Origin of the sequence: Variovorax sp. efr-133-TYG-130 (genome assembly GCF_030208835.1) — a bacterium.
In the GTDB taxonomy this organism is placed as follows: Bacteria; Pseudomonadota; Gammaproteobacteria; order Burkholderiales; family Burkholderiaceae_C; genus Variovorax.
Map to the genome: position 1 here is coordinate 451,144 of NZ_JARVTD010000010.1, position 15,855 is coordinate 466,998.

At 69.9% G+C, this 15,855-nt stretch carries 18 protein-coding genes; 17 read left to right on the top strand and 1 reads right to left on the bottom strand.

From position 1 onward, the window contains the following. Positions 1-37 precede the first annotated feature (37 nt). From QRN67_RS13490 to QRN67_RS13560, 15 genes are all read left to right on the top strand, one after another. Positions 38-685 (top strand): putative DNA-mimic protein, encoded by a 648-nt coding sequence (locus tag QRN67_RS13490; RefSeq protein WP_285412163.1) that lies wholly within the window; start codon positions 38-40, stop codon positions 683-685. Between the two features lie 21 nt (positions 686-706). Next, positions 707-1,381: a VOC family protein gene (locus QRN67_RS33305; RefSeq protein ID WP_285412164.1), complete on the top strand. Its 675-nt coding sequence runs from the start codon at positions 707-709 to the stop codon at positions 1,379-1,381. A 7-nt stretch (positions 1,382-1,388) separates the two neighbouring features. Next, a complete protein-coding gene (locus tag QRN67_RS13500; protein ID WP_285412165.1) occupies positions 1,389-1,823 on the top strand; it encodes a hypothetical protein in 435 nt (144 codons plus the stop codon). 59 nt (positions 1,824-1,882) lie between these two features. Further along, a complete protein-coding gene (locus QRN67_RS13505; RefSeq protein WP_081265827.1) occupies positions 1,883-2,251 on the top strand; it encodes a nuclear transport factor 2 family protein in 369 nt (122 codons plus the stop codon). A gap of 164 nt (positions 2,252-2,415) precedes the next feature. Beyond that, positions 2,416-3,246, top strand: coding sequence for a class D beta-lactamase (blaOXA, locus tag QRN67_RS13510; protein WP_503010899.1), 831 nt, complete (start codon positions 2,416-2,418; stop codon positions 3,244-3,246). Positions 3,247-3,257: 11 nt separating this feature from the next. After that, entirely contained in the window at positions 3,258-4,367 is a 1,110-nt protein-coding gene (locus tag QRN67_RS13515; RefSeq protein WP_285412167.1) for a serine hydrolase domain-containing protein, read from the top strand. Positions 4,368-4,467: 100 nt separating this feature from the next. Beyond that, positions 4,468-5,385 carry a LysR family transcriptional regulator gene (locus QRN67_RS13520; RefSeq protein WP_285412168.1) on the top strand — a complete coding sequence of 306 codons (918 nt, stop codon included), beginning with the start codon at positions 4,468-4,470 and terminating at the stop codon, positions 5,383-5,385. Positions 5,386-5,529: 144 nt separating this feature from the next. Continuing rightward, the gene (locus QRN67_RS13525; protein WP_285412169.1) at positions 5,530-6,219 is read left to right on the top strand and encodes a DUF4286 family protein; all 690 of its coding nucleotides are present in this window, start codon (positions 5,530-5,532) and stop codon (positions 6,217-6,219) included. Positions 6,220-6,261: 42 nt separating this feature from the next. Further along, complete coding sequence (locus QRN67_RS13530) at positions 6,262-7,587, top strand: MFS transporter (protein WP_081265822.1); 1,326 nt, start codon at positions 6,262-6,264, stop codon at positions 7,585-7,587. Between the two features lie 7 nt (positions 7,588-7,594). Continuing rightward, positions 7,595-8,308, top strand: a complete 714-nt coding sequence (locus QRN67_RS13535; RefSeq protein WP_285412170.1) for a DUF2848 domain-containing protein — start codon at positions 7,595-7,597, stop codon at positions 8,306-8,308. 2 nt (positions 8,309-8,310) lie between these two features. Further along, entirely contained in the window at positions 8,311-9,654 is a 1,344-nt protein-coding gene (locus tag QRN67_RS13540; RefSeq protein ID WP_285412171.1) for an amidase, read from the top strand. A 64-nt stretch (positions 9,655-9,718) separates the two neighbouring features. Beyond that, entirely contained in the window at positions 9,719-10,213 is a 495-nt protein-coding gene (locus QRN67_RS13545) for a GNAT family N-acetyltransferase (RefSeq protein WP_081265820.1), read from the top strand. A gap of 35 nt (positions 10,214-10,248) precedes the next feature. Then, positions 10,249-10,536 carry a DUF2277 domain-containing protein gene (locus QRN67_RS13550; protein WP_285412172.1) on the top strand — a complete coding sequence of 96 codons (288 nt, stop codon included), beginning with the start codon at positions 10,249-10,251 and terminating at the stop codon, positions 10,534-10,536. 83 nt (positions 10,537-10,619) lie between these two features. Then, positions 10,620-11,021, top strand: coding sequence for a GFA family protein (locus QRN67_RS13555; protein ID WP_285412173.1), 402 nt, complete (start codon positions 10,620-10,622; stop codon positions 11,019-11,021). A 52-nt stretch (positions 11,022-11,073) separates the two neighbouring features. Then, positions 11,074-11,700: a LysE family translocator gene (locus QRN67_RS13560; RefSeq protein WP_285412174.1), complete on the top strand. Its 627-nt coding sequence runs from the start codon at positions 11,074-11,076 to the stop codon at positions 11,698-11,700. A 21-nt stretch (positions 11,701-11,721) separates the two neighbouring features. Here the strand turns inward: QRN67_RS13560 and QRN67_RS13565 are convergent, their stop codons facing one another. Beyond that, positions 11,722-11,928, bottom strand: a complete 207-nt coding sequence (locus QRN67_RS13565) for a thrombospondin type 3 repeat-containing protein (RefSeq protein WP_081265816.1) — start codon at positions 11,926-11,928, stop codon at positions 11,722-11,724. Positions 11,929-12,113: 185 nt separating this feature from the next. On the opposite strand from QRN67_RS13565, the gene pbpC reads away from it, so the two are divergent. After that, positions 12,114-14,387, top strand: coding sequence for a penicillin-binding protein 1C (gene pbpC, locus QRN67_RS13570; RefSeq protein WP_285412175.1), 2,274 nt, complete (start codon positions 12,114-12,116; stop codon positions 14,385-14,387). Further along, positions 14,384-15,853: a TPM domain-containing protein gene (locus tag QRN67_RS13575; RefSeq protein WP_285412176.1), complete on the top strand. Its 1,470-nt coding sequence runs from the start codon at positions 14,384-14,386 to the stop codon at positions 15,851-15,853. Before pbpC ends, QRN67_RS13575 begins: the two co-directional genes overlap by 4 nt. Positions 15,854-15,855: the final 2 nt, after the last annotated feature.

Here is a 15,855-nt window from a genome sequence, read left to right on the forward strand (position 1 = left end):
GCCGCTTCGCCGCCGCCGATTCGAAAGGGAGAACACAGTGGGCCTCGCAATCAGCATCGGCGTGCTCGTCGATCTGCTCGAACACGATCCCGAAGGAGCCGGATGGCTGCAGGAGGAACTGGCGGTGGTGAACAAGGTGCTGGCGGCGGCGGGCCTTCCGCCGCACGCCGAGCCGCGTGAACTGCCGCCGCTGCACTCGCGTGCAGCCATCGGCGGCTTCCCGTACTCGTTCATCCACTACCTGCGCCGGGCCTATGCGCACCGCGCGAATTCGCCCGGCTGGATGGCAACGCCGGTGGAAGACGGTGTCGACCCCTCGGAAGATCCGGTGGTGGAAGACGTGCTCTACAGCTCTGAGAGCCACCTGGTCTGCCACTCGGACGCGGAAGGTTTCTACGTGCCGGTCGATTTCGACGAGGTGCTGTATTCCGAACCGGACGACGACAAGCAATTGGCCGGCGGCATGCTCGGCTCCTCCTACCGCCTGCGCGACGAACTGGTGCTGGTGGCGCCAGCGCTCGGCATCAACCTCACCGACGGCGAGCTGTCGGACGAGGAAGTGGCGCGAATCGGCCGGCTGATCGACGCCGACGAAGGCCTCCATCGGGAATACGTGTCGTGGCTGCGGCTGTACGAATCGGCCCGGCTGAGCATCGCGCACAAGACCGCCATTGTTTTTACCTGAGCGACCCCGAAGGCCATGAAGATGAAGAAGCCCGTCCGCATCGGCCGCGCGCCTCTTCATCCGGCTTCCACGCCGCCGACGCCGCAAGACGAGACCCTGGCGTGCACCAAGCCATGGGACACGCTCGAAGAAACGGCCTCGCCCGGCGTTCGATACTGCGGTGATTGCCGGAAGAACGTGTCCTGGGTGGACACACTGGAGCAGATGCATGCCGCGGCCATGCAAGGCCTCTGCATCGCTGTCGACCAAGGCAGCCTTCATTTCAAAGAGCGCAATGACACCATGAGCCAATCCCCCGCCGCACGCCAACTTGCCACCGTCACCCTGCTCGTGCACGACTACGACGAAGCCATCCGCTTCTTCACCGAGGCGCTGCGCTTCGAGCTGCTCGACGACACACCGCGCGGCCCCGGCAAGCGCTGGGTGGTGGTCGCGCCCGCGCGCAATGCGGGTGCGGCGCTGCTGCTGGCCAAGGCAGTGACCGACGAACAAGAAGCCGGCATCGGCAAGCAGGCCGGCGGCCGCGTCTTCCTGTTCCTTCACACCTCGGACTTTGCGTCCGACCACGCCCACATGACATCGCACGGCGTCCGCTTCCTCGAGGAGCCGCGCCACGAGCCGCACGGCACCGTGGCGGTCTTCCAGGACCTCTGCGGCAACAAATGGGACCTGATCCAACCCAACGACAACGCATAGCGGCGAAATGAACAACATCCGCCTCGCGCTCGCCGGACTTCTGCTGCCGTTGTCCGCACTGGCCGCATCGGGCGATGCGCCGGTCTCCGTCGACTACCGCTGCCTGACGGAGTCGAGCGCGCAATCGATTCGCTTGGAATGGCGCATCTTTTCCGACCCCAACAGCAACTGGTCCGGCGGCTACGTCAGGTACAAGGGCTCGTCGAAGGTGATACCGATCGTCCCGGTGAAGAGCGAAGTCGGCGACAAGCCGGAAGGGCGTCCGTGGGAATACATCACCACCTGGGCAGAGATCGTCGACGGCCGCATCGCCGGCCAGTACGTGGTGACGACCCAGGGCGCGAACATCTACGGCTTCGACTACAAGAACCTGCGCAGCGGCAAGCAGTATTCGTTCTCGCAGGACCTCGGCTCCGACGACGGCAGGAAGTGCAGCTGGTAGGCGCCTGAATCGGCCGCATCGGCCTAAACTGCTGTCCCCTCTTCCTCAGGAGACAGGCCATGACCACGCTTGAAATCGCGAACCAGCTCGTCGCGCTATGCCGGCAGGGAAAGTTCGAAGACGCGAAATCGCTCTATGCCGATGACGCCGTGAGCGTCGAGGCGGGCGCCCCGCCCGGCCAGCAGCGCGAGGCGGTGGGCCTCGCGGCCATCGAGGCCAAGGGCAAGTGGTGGAGCGACAACCACGAGGTGCATTCGTTCAAGGTCACGGGCCCGTGGCCGCACGACGACCGCTTCATCGTCGGCTTCGAATTCGACGTGACCATGAAGGCCACCGGCCAGCGTTTCAAGATGGAAGAAGCGGGCCTGTACACGGTGCGCGACGGCGCGATCGTGCGGGAAGAGTTCTTCTACTCGATGGGCGGCTAGCCGCCTCCCGCGGCCGGCGCAGCGGTTACGCCGGTTACGGCAGTGACGACAGGCATTGCCGCCCGCGTTGTGCGGGCGCGAGGGCGGCTGGATGATTCGCGCCGTCACAACTCCGCTCTCGTGCTTTCATGCTCTCTTCCACACCCGACGAACAACGCCGCGCCATGCTGGTACGCGGCAGCGCAACCGTCGCCGCTCTCGCCACCGCGTGGCATGGCGGCCTGGCCCAGGCAGCCACCGCGCCCGATGCGGCCGCCCAGGAACGTGCGGACCTCGCCCGCCACTTCACCGCCGCGGGCACGCCCGGCACCTTCGCGCTGTTCGACGCCGCCACGGCGAAGCTCACGCTGGTCGATGCCAAGCGCGCGGGCCAGCGCTTCGTGCCCGCGTCGACCTACAAGATTCCCAACAGCCTGATCGCGCTGGAGACCGGCGCGGTGAAAGATATCGACGAAGTGCTGCCCTACGGCGGCAAGCCGCAGCGCCGCGCGGAGTGGGCGCACGACATGAATCTGCGCGACGCGATTCGCGTGTCGAACCTGCCGGTCTACCAGGGCGTGGCGCGGCGCATCGGGCTGGCGCGCATGAAGGCGTGGATCGCGCGCCTGCACTACGGCAACGAGGCGCTGGGCGACGTGGTCGACCGCTTCTGGCTCGACGGTCCGCTGAAGATTTCCGCGATCGAGCAGGCGCGCTTTCTCGCGCGGCTCGGGCTGCGCCAGCTGCCGCTGTCGGCGCGCACGCAGGACATGGTGCACGACATCACCCTCGTCGAGAAAACGCCCACGCACGCGCTGCACGCCAAGACCGGCTGGTACTACAAGCCGCCGGAATCCCTCGGCTGGTGGGTGGGCTGGGTGACGGGCGCGGACGGCGGCGTGAAGAGCTTCGCGCTCAACATGGACATGCGCCGCGACGAGGATGCGCCGAAGCGCATCACCATCGGACGTGCGCTGCTGGCCGAGCTGGGCGTGATGCCGGACGCATCGCGCTGAGGCGGCACGACATGCGCCGCAGTCACCTCATCGCATGGGCCATTGCCCAATTGGCCCCACTGCTCACCGCAGCCTGTGCGCAGGCCGAGCCGCTGAGCTTCGCCACGCCGCCGGCCGAGATCGCCGCACGCGTGATGCGCGACGCGCCCGGCAGCATCGTGGTCGGCGTATTGCGCCAGGGCGAAACACGCTTCGCGATGCAGCGCAACAGCGTCGCGCAGGCGGGCCCGGTCCGGGAGATCGCCGCCGATGGCCAGCCGATCTTCGAGGTCGGCTCGATCAGCAAGCTCTTCACGGGCGTGCTGCTGGCGCAGGCGGTCGAGCGCGGCGACCTGTCGCTCGACGACACGCTCGGCACGCTGCTGGCCGGACAGGTGACGCTGCCGCGGGAGACCGCGAGCATCACGCTTCGCCAACTGGTCACGCACACGGGTTGCCTGCCCGGCATGCTGCCGGCTCCCCCGATGGCCGAAGGCGGCAACCCGTTCGCGCACACCGATCGCGCGCGTTTGCTTGCCGGCCTGTCGACGCTCAGGCTCGACCGCGTGCCACCCTGCAACGGCCCCTACAGCAGCCTGGGCCTCGGCCTGCTCGGGCAGGTGCTTGCGGACCGCTACGGCAAGCCCTGGGAACTGCTGGTGCAGGAGAACATCGCCGTGCCGCTGGGCATGAAGGACACGATGCAGCACCTCGGCCCCGAGACCGGCCGCCTGGCGCCCGGCTACGAGGACAGGACACCACGCGCGCCCTGGGACTTCGATGCGCTGGCGGGTGCCGGCGCGTTGCGCTCCACGGCCGCCGACCTGCTGGTGTTCGCGCGTGCGCTCATGGCCGGCCGCAAGGGTCCGCTGGGCGCCGCGGCGGAACGCGCGCTCACCCCGCTGGGCCACAGCGACATCTACGAGCTGGGCTACGCCGTGCGCATCCGCGAGAACGCCGGACGCAGGCTCTACTTCCATACGGGCCAGACCGGCGGCTATCGCGCGCTGCTGGTGTTCGCGCCGGCCACGCAGGAGGCCGCGGTGATGGTTGCCAGCAATGCGTCGGCCGGGGCGGCGCGCATGGCGGACGACATCACCCTGCCGCCGCCGGCACCCGCCAGGCGCCGATCCTCGCGCTGAGCCGAACGCCCGTTCCGCCTCACGGCGCTTGCGGGTCGGCCATGAGGGCCCTGGGCGCACCGCCGCATCGAATACCGGCAAAATGCCCCGAGGTGCCCTCATGAACACAAGATTTGTCGAAGCCTTCCTCTGGGCCGCGCGGCTGGGCAGCTTCCGCGCTGCCAGCGACCGGCTCCACATCACGCAGGCGGCCGTGTCCAACCGCGTCGCCTCCCTCGAAGAAGACATCGGCGCGCGCCTGTTCGAACGCGATGCGCGCGAGCTGCGGCTCACCCCGGTCGGCGTGCGGCTCATGGACTACGGCGAACGGCTGCTCGAGCTGCGCCGCGAGATCGTGTCGCTCGGCCGCCCGCGCGAAGACCTCCTCGGCCTCGTGCGCATCGGCGCCATCGAAACGGTGGTGCACACCTGGCTGCTGGGTTTTCTGACCAACCTGCGCTCCACCTATCCGGGCATCGAGGTGCAGCTGACCTCCGAGACCACGCTGGCCCTGCATCGGGGCCTGCGCGAAGGCGCGCTCGACATCGCGCTGCAGACCGACCACATCGCCGGCGCGGGCATCGTGAGCACGCCCTGCCTGCCGATGCCGATGGGCTGGGTCGGCGCGCCGGCGGCGGAGCCGGTGCAGACCGTCGACCAGCTGCTGCGCCAGCCCGTGCTGACCATGAGCCCCGGCTCGCAGCCGCACGAGGCGCTGAAGAACCTCTACCGCTCCGTCGGCATTCCGCTGGGCAAGGTGCACTGCGTGAGCTCGATCTCCGCGCTGGCCCGGCTGGTGAAGGCGGGCTTCGGCAACGCGCTGGTGCCGCTGCCGCCGGTGTACGAGTACGTGGCAGCCGGCGACGTGCGCATCATCGAGTGCGACGCGCTCATCTCGCCGCAGCGGCTGGTGGTGAGCCACCTGGAAGCGGCCGATTCCGATGCCATCCGCCTGGTGGCCGAGCTGGCCTGCCGCGCGTCGGACCAGTTCACGGCCTCCGCCACCGCACCAACCTGGCGCGGAACGACAGAGGGTTAACCCTCAAAACAGCGCATTCGTGCCCCATGAGGGGGCCAGTAATTCTTGTGGCTGTCGCCCAGAAAAACTCGTTTGTGACAGCACGGCACTGCGGCGGAAGATCGCGCCTTCATTTTTCGAAGGCCCGCCCGCCCCTGTGCCGCCATGACTGCAACCGACTCCCTCCTCTCTCCTGAAAACACCACGGCGAACATCAACGGCCTGCTGTTCGTCGCCTCCGACGTCGAACCCGCCGACGACACCGACTTCAACCGCTGGTACGACCGAGAACACGTGGAAGAGCGCGTGCGCATCCCGGGCTTCCTGTCGGGCGCGCGCTACTTCTCGCTCGAGGGCGGACGCAAGTACCTGGGCCTGTACCGCACCGAATCGCTGGCGGTGTTCCGCTCCGCCGGCTACCGCGCCGCGTTCGAGAAGCAGACGCCGTGGTCGGTGGCCAACCTCGACCGCATGCGCCAGCCGATCCGCCGCGTGTGCGCCGTGCAGGCCGTCACCGGCTTCGGCAGCGGCAGCCATGCCGTGGTGCTGCCGCTGGCCGCGGCCGCCGACGCGCAGGCGCCGGTGGCCGGGGCGGAACGCGCCGGCCGCCAACTGGCAGCGCAGGCAGGCTTCGTGCAGTCGTACCTGCTCGTGCCCGACGCCGCGCTCAGCACGCCGCTGCCGCGCGAAGCCACCGAAGGCCGCGTGCTGCAGCCGATGCTGGTCGTCGAGACCAGCAGCGCCGAGGCCGCCCGCGCCGCGCGCGCCACGGCCGCCGCCGCGCTCGACGCCGACCCCGCCAACGGCTGGCTGCTCGCGCTCGGCTGGAAGCTGAGCGCGGCCGAGCTGCGCTGAACCGATCCGACTTTCATGTCTTCACCGAACAAAGGTATCTCCATGACCGAACATGTTCTTCCCACGCCGGCCGCCTCCGGCACCGCGCCCGATGCGCCGTCCGCCAAGATGGGCCGGCTGGCCATGGCCAGCTCCATCGGCACCACGCTGGAGTGGTACGACTTCACCGTCTACAACATCATGGCGGCGCTGGTCTTCAACGCGGTGTTCTTCCCGTCGTTCGACCCGCTGACCGGCACCATCCTGGCCTTCTCGACCTACGCGGTCGGCTACATCTCGCGCCCGCTGGGCGGCGTGGTGTTCGGCCACCTCGGCGACCGGCTGGGCAGGCGCTTCGTGCTGGTGGCCACGCTGGTCATCATGGGCGTGTCCACCGGGCTGATGGGCCTGCTGCCCACCTACGCGGCCTGGGGCATCTGGGCGCCCGTGGCGCTGGTCGCGCTGCGCTTCGTGCAGGGCGTGGCGCTCGGCGGCGAATGGGCCGGCGCGGTGCTGCTGTCGATGGAACACGGCAAGCCCGACGAGCGCGGCCGCAATGCCTCGTTCACGCAGGTCGGCCCGTCGTGCGGCACGCTGATCGGCACCGGCTTCATCGCCATCGTGTCGGCATGGCTGAGCCCTGAAGACTTCCAGAGCTGGGGCTGGCGCATTCCGTTCATCTCCAGCGTCGCGCTGGTGCTGTTCGGCCTGTGGCTGCGCCGCGGGGTCGACGAGACGCCTGTGTTCCGCGAGATGGAAGAAAAGAAGGCCACCGCCAAGACGCCCATCAAGGAAGTGCTCACGCAGCACTGGCGCCGCCTGCTGGTGGCCGGCGGCTCGCGCATCGGCTCCGACGTGCTGTATGCGCTGGTGGTGGTGTTCACCCTGACCTACGTGACGACGGTGCTGCACCTGTCGCGTCCGCTGGCGCTCACCGCCACGATGATCGGCGCGGCCTGCAACGCGATCGCGGTGCCGTGGTTCGGCAGCCTGTCGGACCGCATCGGCCGCCGCCCGGTCTACATTGCCGGCGCGCTGCTGGGCATGGCGTGGGCCTTCGTGTTCTTCGTGCTGATGGACAGCGCGCACCCGGTCGCCATCTGCGCGGCGGTGGTGGTGGGCCTGCTGATCCACGCGATGATGTACGGCCCGCAGGCCGCCTTCGTGACCGAGCAGTTCCCCGGCCGCGTGCGCTATGCCGGCGCCTCGCTGGCCTACACGCTGGCGGGCATCCTGGGCGGCGGCTTCGCGCCGCTGATCATCGCCAGCCTGTTCAAGTCGTGGGGCAGCACGGTGGCCGTGTCGCTTTACGTGGTGGCCGCGCTGGGCGTCACGCTGGTCGCCCTGGTGGTGGCGCGCGAGACGGCCAAGCGCCCGCTGGAAAGCTGAGGTGGGCATGAGCTTGCGTTTTGCCTGCGAAGCCGTCGAAGCCGACGGCACCCGCACCACCGCCCTGCACACCGTCGCGCCCAGCGCGCTGGTGGTGGCCGGCTGGACCGGCCGCGACGTCGCGGCCATCGAGCACCACATCGAGGAACTGGCCGCGCTCGGCGTGCCGCGCCCGTCGAGCGTGCCGCTGTACTACCGGGTGGCCACGCAATTGCTGACGCAGTCGCCCGCCATCGAGGCGCTGGGCGACCAGAGCTCGGGCGAGGCCGAACCGGTGCTGTTCTTCTCGCACGGCGAATGGTGGCTGAGCGTGGCCTCGGACCACACCGACCGCCATGTGGAGAGTTACTCGGTCGCCGTGTCCAAGCAGATGTGCGCGAAGCCGGTGGCCGAGACCGCCTGGCGCTGGCGCGACATCGAGGCGCACCAGGACACGCTCGAGCTGCGCTCGCGCATCTTCGAGGACGGCCGCTGGGTCGACTACCAGCGCGGCACGCTGGCATCGATCCGTCCGCTGGCGGCACTGCGCGAAGGCATGGCCCATGGCGGCGCCGCGCCCGAAGGCCTGTTCATGACCTGCGGCACGCTCGGCGCGCTGCCCAACGCGAAGGGCGAAGGCATCCGCCCCGCAGCGCAGATGGAAATCGAACTGCACGACCCGCTGCTGCGCCGGCGCATCGTGCATCGCTATGCGGTCGAAGCACTGCCCGTGGTGGCCTGACGATGAACGACGATTTCACCATTTCCGCCCTGCGCGCACGCATCGCGCGCGGCGAGCTGTCGCATGAAGCGCTGGTCGGGCAGGTGCTCGAAGCGGCAGCGCAGCCCGCCGCGCGGCATGTGTTCACGCGGCTCTATGCCGATGGCGCACTCGCCGCCGCGCGCCATGCCGATGCGGCGCGCAAGGCCGGCGTGGCGCTGGGCCCGCTCGCCGGCCTGCCCGTGTCGGTCAAGGACCTCTACGACATCGCGGGCGAGACCACCATGGCCGGCTCCGCCGTGTGCGCGGGCGAGCCTGCGGCCGCGCACGACGCGGTCGCCGTCGCGCGGCTGCGCACGCAGGGCGCGGCCATCGTCGGCAAGACCAACATGACCGAGTTCGCGTTCTCCGGCGTGGGCATCAACCCGCACCACGGCACGCCGCACAACCCGGCCGACGCGCAGACGCCGCGCATCCCGGGCGGCTCGTCCTCTGGCGCGGCGGTGTCGGTGGCGCTGGGCCTCGCGGTGGCCGGGCTGGGCTCGGACACGGGCGGCTCCATCCGCATTCCCGCCGCGCTGTGCGGAATCGTCGGCTTCAAGAGCACGCAGTCGCGCGTGCCGCGAACAGGCGCATTCGAACTCGCGCGCTCGCTCGACACCGTCTGCGCCATGGCCCGCAACGTGGAAGACTGCCTGACGGTGGACGCCGCCATTGCCGACACGCCGCTCGCGGTGCGCCGCCGCCCGCTGCAGGGCATGCGCCTCGCGGTGCCGCGCACGCTGATGTTCGACGACATCGAGCCGGCCGTGGCCTCCGCCTTCGATCGTGCGTTGCAGACGCTGTCGAAGGCCGGCGCGCAGGTGGTGGACATCACGCTGGCCGAACTCGCCGAGATCGCGACCGTCAACGCGCCCGGCGGCTTCTCGCCGGTCGAGGCCTCGGCCGTGCACCGCGAGCGCTTCGCCGCGAAGCGCGACGGCTTCGACACCCGCGTGGCCGCGCGCATTGCGCTGGGCACCGAGGTGCGCGCCGCCGACTACATCGCCATGCAGGACCGCCGGCGCGACTGGATCGGCCGCGTCGAGCACGCCATCGAAGGCTTTGACGCCCTGGTGTGCCCGACGGTGCCCATCGTCGCGCCGCCCATCGCCGCGCTCGCGGAGGACGCGGCCTTCTTCAAGGCCAACGGCCTGCTGCTGCGCAACACCTTCGCGATCAACCTGCTGGACGGCTGCGCATTCAGCCTGCCCTGCCATGGGCCGGGCGAACTGCCGGTGGGGCTGATGCTGGCCTCGGTGCGCGGCGACGATGCCAGGCTGGCGGCCGTGGCACTGGCCGTGGAATCCGCGCTGCACGCACGCTGAGCGCGGCGGCGGCCGAGGGCACCGCGATGTCGCCGCGGTGTCCGGTTCGGCTATCGTCTTGCGCATGAACCATGTCCTCGTCGTACCCACGGCCGAATCCCATTTCGAGAGCCTGCACCGCGCGCTCGATGTGGTCGCCCGCGAGCACAAGTACCTTGCGCTGACCGAGGCGCCGCCGCTGGCGCAATCGATCGCCTTCTACCGGAACGTGATCGCCACCGACTTCCCGCACTTCGTGGCGGTCGATGGCGACAGGGTCGTCGGCTGGTGCGACGTGTCTCCGGTGTTCGGGCATTCGCGCGCGCACATCGGCGTTCTCGGCATCGCGCTATTGCCCGAGGCGCGCGGGCGGGGCCTGGGCGCCAAGTTGCTGCAGGCCGCCATCGACAAGTCCTGGACACGCGGGCTGACCCGCATTGCGCTGAACGTGCGCGCCGACAACCTGAACGCCAAGGCGCTGTACGAGCGGCTCGGCTTCGAACATGAAGGCATCGTGCGTCGCGCCAGCCTGATCGACGGCGTCTACCACGACGCCCACGCGATGGCCCTGCTTCGCTAGACTGGAACCAGGTCGTCATCGAACGGAGAGCGCCCATGTGCCGCAGCATCAAGACCCTCTACAACTTCGAGCCCCCCGCCACCGAGCAGGAGATCCGCGCCGCTGCGCTGCAGTTCGTGCGCAAGCTCAGCGGCTTCAGCGTGCCGTCGAAGGCCAACGAGGAAGCCTTCGAAAGGGCTGTTGAAGAAGTGGCGGCAACGGCGGCGCGGCTGCTCGAATCGATGGTCACCACGGCCGAGCCCAAGGACCGCGCGGTCGAGGCCGAGCGCGCCAGGGCCCGGTCGGCCGCCCGGTTCGGCGCGGTACCGGAACAGGGCCGGTAAAAGCCCCGCCGCTGCCCGCCGGCGCTGCATTTGATAAGGTGTTCGCCGGCCGCTCCAACCGACCGGGAGCTGCTCACAAGCACATGAAAAAGACCTACACCGGCGGCTGTCATTGCGGCGCCGTGCGATTCGAAGCCGACATCGACCTGAGCCTTGGCACCCTTCGGTGCAATTGCGCCATCTGCACCCAGACGCGCTTCTGGCCCGCCATCGTCGCGACCGATGCCTTCCGGCTTCTCGAAGGCGAATCCGAACTCAGCGAGCAGATGCTCGACACCCGCAACAGCCACTACATCGTCTGCAGGCACTGCCGCGTGCGCTCCTTCGGCGTGGGCCATTCGCCCGAGACCGGCGCGACCGCCTACGGCGTGAACGTGACCTGCCTGGACGACGCGGACCTCGACGACCTCGCCAACTCTCCCATCCGCTACGTGGACGGGCACCGGGGCACCTGGCACGTCGCGCGCACGGCCATCGGCACCTGAACGGCAAACGCGCCCTCCACATTCACCACAACCAACAGAAGACAGGAAGCACATGCCCATCGAACTCTGGCTCGCCTTCGTCGCGGCCTCCGTCGTCCTGCTGATCATTCCGGGGCCGACCATCCTCACGGTCATCAGCTATTCGATGTCGCACGGCCGCCGCGCCAACGTGCCGCTGGTGACCGCGGTGGCGCTCGGCGATTCCACGGCGCTGGTGGTGTCGCTGCTGGGCCTGGGCGCACTGCTCTCGGCTTCGGCTTTCTGGTTCACGGTAGTGAAGTGGGCGGGCGGCCTTTACCTGCTGTACCTGGGCATCAAGCTGCTGCGCGCCGGCATCTCGCCCAGCGAAATGGCCAGGCCGGCGGCACCCGTGTCGCGCTGGAGGCTGTTCGCCAACACCTACCTGGTGACGGCGCTCAACCCCAAGGGCATCGTGTTCTTCGTGGCTTTCCTGCCGCAGTTCATCAGCCCGTCGGCGGACGTGACGCGCCAGATGTGGGTGCTGGCGCTGACCTTCGTGGCGCTGGCCACGACCAACGCCACGCTCTACGCGGTGTTTGCGGCCTCGGCGCGCAAGCTGCTGTCGTCGCCACGCGCACAGCGGCGCTTCAACCTTGCCGGCGGCTCGCTGCTGAGCGCCGCCGGCGTGTGGGCGCTGATGGCGCGCAGGCCCGGCTGAGGCGGCGCGAGCCCGGTCGCGTCAGTTGCGGTTCGGATTGTTCGGCGCGCGGTCGTAGCGGTTGGGCACGCCATCGCCGTCCCTGTCACGGTCGTAGCGGTTGGGCACGCCGTCGCGATCGCGGTCGGCCTGCGGGCGCGGCGGCGGCGGGCGGTCGTAGACCGGGGTCACGCAGCCGGCCAGGACGGCCGAGGCGGCCAGGATCAGCGCCAGTGTTTTCGTTGCCATGAAGTTCTCCTAGTAATGTTCGTGGAACCGGCGATCGCCTCCTGCGAGCCGGGGTGTGCGAACTTTGGAATGAAGCGCGCGCCGCCGCCATGAGGCCCGCGCCCCGTCCCCGGGTAGGCCGGCATCCCGATGTGCTTCGCGGAGAATGTCACCGCCACATACTTTCCGAAACGACGCTCTCCTTCATGCAGTTCGCGCCCTCTTCCTTCGACCGAAAGGCCCTGGCCTTCGCCCTGCTCGCAGCGGTTTGCGCGCAACCGGCGCTGGCGCTCGTGAGCTTCGAGGAAGTGAAGCGCGACTTCCGCTCGTCCGACACCGCCGTGCTCGACCGCAACGGCGAGCTGCTGCAGCGCGTGCGCACCGACCCCACCGTGCGGCGCGGCCAGTGGACGCCGCTGGCCGACGTTTCTCCGGCCCTGCGCACGGCCATGGTGCTGAGCGAGGACAAGCGCTTCTACGAACACAGCGGCATCGACTGGCGCGCCGTGTCGGCCGCGGCCTGGGGCAACCTGTGGAACACGCGCACGCGCGGCGCCTCGACCATCACGATGCAGCTCTCGGGCCTGCTCGACGAGGACCTGCGGCGCGCCTCGGGCGGCCGCAGCTTCACGCAGAAGATCGGCCAGACCGTGGCCGCCGCGCAGCTGGAGCGCAACTGGCGCAAGGACCAGATCCTGGAGGCATACCTCAACACCGTGCCGTTCCGCGGCGAGATCGTGGGCATCGATGCGCTCTCGCGGACGCTGTTCGGCAAGGCGCCGAGCGGGCTCGATGCGCGCGAAGCGGCGGTGGCTTCGGCGCTGGTGCGGGCCCCCAATGCCAAGCCCGCGCTGGTGGCGCAGCGCGCCTGCGACGTGCTGCGCGCCATGGAGCCGCAGCAGAAGGTCGACTGCGAGGCACTGGACATGTTCACCAGCGCCGCCGTGCAGCGCCGGGCCTTCGAGCCGAACGAGGGCATCGCGCCCCACGCTGCGCGGCGGGTGCTGCGGGAACTGAGGGACGCGAATGCGGGGGCAGCCCCCACCCCGGCCCTCCCCCAGAGCGGGAGGGAGAAAGACAGCAAGGAAGCGAGCGTGCGCACCACGCTGCGCGCGCCGCTGCAGCGCTTTGCGCTCGACACGCTGCAGCGCCACCTGCGCGAACTGCGCGACCGCCACGTGGAAGACGGCGCGCTCGTGGTGCTCGACAACGCCACCGGCGAAGTGCTCGCCTGGGTCGGATCGTCGGGCCCGCTGAGCCAGGCCGCCGAGGTCGACGGCGTCACCGCGCTGCGCCAGCCCGGCTCCACCCTCAAGCCGCTGCTCTACGGCCAGGCCATTGCCGAGCGGCGCATCACCGCCGCTTCGCTGATCGAGGACTCGTCGGCGCAGATCAGCACCGCCAGCGGCCTCTACATTCCGCAGAACTACGACCGCCGCTTCAAGGGCCCGGTGTCGGCGCGCACCGCGCTGGCCGCGTCGCTCAACGTGCCCGCCGTGCGCACACTGGTGATGGTGTCGCCCGAGGCCTTCGCGCGCGAACTGCGCGCAGCCGGCCTGCCGCTGCGCGAGAGCGGCGACTACTACGGCTACAGCCTCGCGCTCGGCAGCGCCGAGGTGTCGCTGCTGTCGCTCACCAACGCCTACCGCATGCTGGCCAACGGCGGGCGCTACGGCACCACGACGCTGACCGCGCGGCCTGCATCCAATCCAGCCGTTGCGGCCAACAACAAGGCCAGGGCCGCCGAGCCGCCGATGCTCGATACGGGCGCCGCCTTCATCGTCGGCGACATCCTCTCCGACCCGAACGCCCGCACCCGCACCTTCGGCCTGGACAGCATCCTGTCCACCCGCTTCTGGACCGCCGTGAAGACCGGCACCAGCAAGGACATGCGCGACAACTGGGCCGTGGGCTGGTCGCAGCGCTACACGGTCGGCGTGTGGGTGGGCAACGCCAGCGGCGCGTCGATGTGGGACGTGAGCGGCACCAGCGGCGCCGCGCCGGTGTGGGCCGAGGTGATGCGCTTCCTGCACGCCCGCGAGCCCAGCCGCGCGCCCGCGCCGCCGCCGGGCGTGGTGCAGGCGCACGTGGAGTTCGGCCCCGGTGCCGACGGCGGCCCGCTGGAGGCCGCGCGCGACGAGTGGTTCCTGCAGGGCACCGAGCAGCCGCTGTTCGCGCTGGACACCGGCATGGCCGGCAGCTCAGCGTCGGCGCGCATCACCGCGCCGTCCGACGGCACCATCATCGCGGTCGACCCCGACATTCCGCCGCTGCGCCAGCGCGTGCGCTTCGAGTCGGAAGGGCGCGGTGTGCAATGGCGCATCGACGGCAAGCATTTCGCGCGCGGCAACAGCGCGCAGTGGCTGCCCTGGCCGGGGCGCCATGTGATCGAGCTGGTCGACAGCACGGGCAAGGTGGTCGACCAGCGGCGCATCGAAGTGCGCGGCGCGGGCGTCGTGACCAAGAGCGCGAAGCGATGAGAGCGGGCTTCGCCAATCCGGCCGCGCACGGCTGGCTTCGGCTGGCCGCCTTCCTGATGCTGGTGGCCGCCGCGTTCGCGCTGTGCCTGCCCGCGCAGGCCAAGCCGGTGCCGGTGCCCGCGATGACCTCGCGCGTGGTCGACCTCACGAAGACGCTGAACACGGAAGACGCCGGCTCGCTGCGCGCAGACATTTCCGCCATCGAGCAACGCACGCAGGCTCAGCTCGCGGTGCTGATCGTGCCCACCACGGGGGAGGATTCGATCGAGCAGTTCGCCACGCGCGTCTTCGCGCAGTGGAAGCTCGGCCGCGAGGAAGAGAACGACGGCGTGCTGCTGCTGGTGGCGCTGAAAGACCGCCGCATGCGCATCGAGGTCGGCACGGGCCTGGAAGGCCGCGTCACCGACATCCAGGCGGCCCGCATCATCGACGGCGAGATGACGCCGCGCTTTCGCAACGGCGACTTCGCGGGCGGCGTGAAGGCGGCGGTGCAGTCGCTGTCGGAACTGATCAGCGCGCCGCAGTTGCAGGCGGTGGATGAAGAGCCGCAGGCCGAGGCGCAGGACAGGGAGTCTTCGCCGCTGCACCGCGTGATCGACGCGTTCTCCACCGAGTCCAGCCAGTCGCGCATCAACACGACGCTGCTCGCGGTGATGCTCTGGACCATCGGCGTGGGGGTGTGGCACGGAAGCCGGCCGCGCCCGGCCGCGCCGCGCGTGGTGACGCAAGGCAGCGGCAAGCGGGGCCGCAAGGGCCGGCGCGTGGACGCGCACCGGGCGCAGCGCGAAGGCGCACTCTGGGCCGACCTGAAGACCGAGCCGCCGTCGCCCGAGCGGCGCCGCTGGCCGACGGTGCTGGGCCTGCTCGCGGCCGGCCCGGTGGGCGCGACGCTGGCGCTGGCGAACCTCGCGATGCCGTTCGCCCTCTTCATGCCGGTCGGCTTCATGTATGGGGTCGGCTACCTGTCGGGCCGGTTCAGGACGGCGCGCTATGTATTCATCTGCATCGCGCTGGCGATTGCGGGTCTCGTCGGGCTCGGCTTCTACCTGGGCGCGGACAAGGTGCCGTGGATCATCGGGGGCGTGATCGCCACCGCCGTGGTCGGCATCGGCCTCGCGGTGATCGTGGCGGGCGTGCGCATTCACTGGAAGCGCGGCGCGCTCGGCTTCATGGTGCGGCTCGCGCTGGTGACGGGCGTCATCGGCTTCGCCTTCGTCCAGCTGCGGCCGGGCCCGGAGCCGGACGAGACCTGGCTCGTCATGGCACTGGTGAGCTTCATCGCGCTGGTGTTCGGGTTCTTCCCCGCCACGGGCAACGGCAGCAGCGACGACTACGACGACGACCGCGACAGCGGATGGAGCAGCAGCTCGTCGAGCAGCAGCAGTAGCAGCAGCAGTTCGTCGGACAGTTCCTCGTCCTCGGGCGGCGGCTCCAGCAGCGGCGGCGGCGCTTCGGGCAGCTGGTAGCC

Bases quoted from the DNA above. Each gene is read 5' to 3' on its own strand.
- QRN67_RS13545 (WP_081265820.1), top strand. From the start codon at position 9,719: ATGAACCATGTCCTCGTCGTACCCACGGCCGAATCCCATTTCGAGAGC.
- QRN67_RS13515 (WP_285412167.1), top strand. From the start codon at position 3,258: ATGCGCCGCAGTCACCTCATCGCATGGGCCATTGCCCAATTGGCCCCA.
- blaOXA (WP_503010899.1), top strand. From the start codon at position 2,416: ATGCTGGTACGCGGCAGCGCAACCGTCGCCGCTCTCGCCACCGCGTGG.
- QRN67_RS13560 (WP_285412174.1), top strand. From the start codon at position 11,074: ATGCCCATCGAACTCTGGCTCGCCTTCGTCGCGGCCTCCGTCGTCCTG.
- QRN67_RS13520 (WP_285412168.1), top strand. From the start codon at position 4,468: ATGAACACAAGATTTGTCGAAGCCTTCCTCTGGGCCGCGCGGCTGGGC.
- QRN67_RS13550 (WP_285412172.1), top strand. From the start codon at position 10,249: ATGTGCCGCAGCATCAAGACCCTCTACAACTTCGAGCCCCCCGCCACC.
- QRN67_RS33305 (WP_285412164.1), top strand. From the start codon at position 707: ATGAAGAAGCCCGTCCGCATCGGCCGCGCGCCTCTTCATCCGGCTTCC.
- QRN67_RS13535 (WP_285412170.1), top strand. From the start codon at position 7,595: ATGAGCTTGCGTTTTGCCTGCGAAGCCGTCGAAGCCGACGGCACCCGC.
- QRN67_RS13530 (WP_081265822.1), top strand. From the start codon at position 6,262: ATGACCGAACATGTTCTTCCCACGCCGGCCGCCTCCGGCACCGCGCCC.
- QRN67_RS13540 (WP_285412171.1), top strand. From the start codon at position 8,311: ATGAACGACGATTTCACCATTTCCGCCCTGCGCGCACGCATCGCGCGC.
- QRN67_RS13575 (WP_285412176.1), top strand. From the start codon at position 14,384: ATGAGAGCGGGCTTCGCCAATCCGGCCGCGCACGGCTGGCTTCGGCTG.
- pbpC (WP_285412175.1), top strand. From the start codon at position 12,114: ATGCAGTTCGCGCCCTCTTCCTTCGACCGAAAGGCCCTGGCCTTCGCC.
- QRN67_RS13555 (WP_285412173.1), top strand. From the start codon at position 10,620: ATGAAAAAGACCTACACCGGCGGCTGTCATTGCGGCGCCGTGCGATTC.
- QRN67_RS13565 (WP_081265816.1), bottom strand. From the start codon at position 11,928: ATGGCAACGAAAACACTGGCGCTGATCCTGGCCGCCTCGGCCGTCCTG.
- QRN67_RS13505 (WP_081265827.1), top strand. From the start codon at position 1,883: ATGACCACGCTTGAAATCGCGAACCAGCTCGTCGCGCTATGCCGGCAG.
- QRN67_RS13500 (WP_285412165.1), top strand. From the start codon at position 1,389: ATGAACAACATCCGCCTCGCGCTCGCCGGACTTCTGCTGCCGTTGTCC.
- QRN67_RS13525 (WP_285412169.1), top strand. From the start codon at position 5,530: ATGACTGCAACCGACTCCCTCCTCTCTCCTGAAAACACCACGGCGAAC.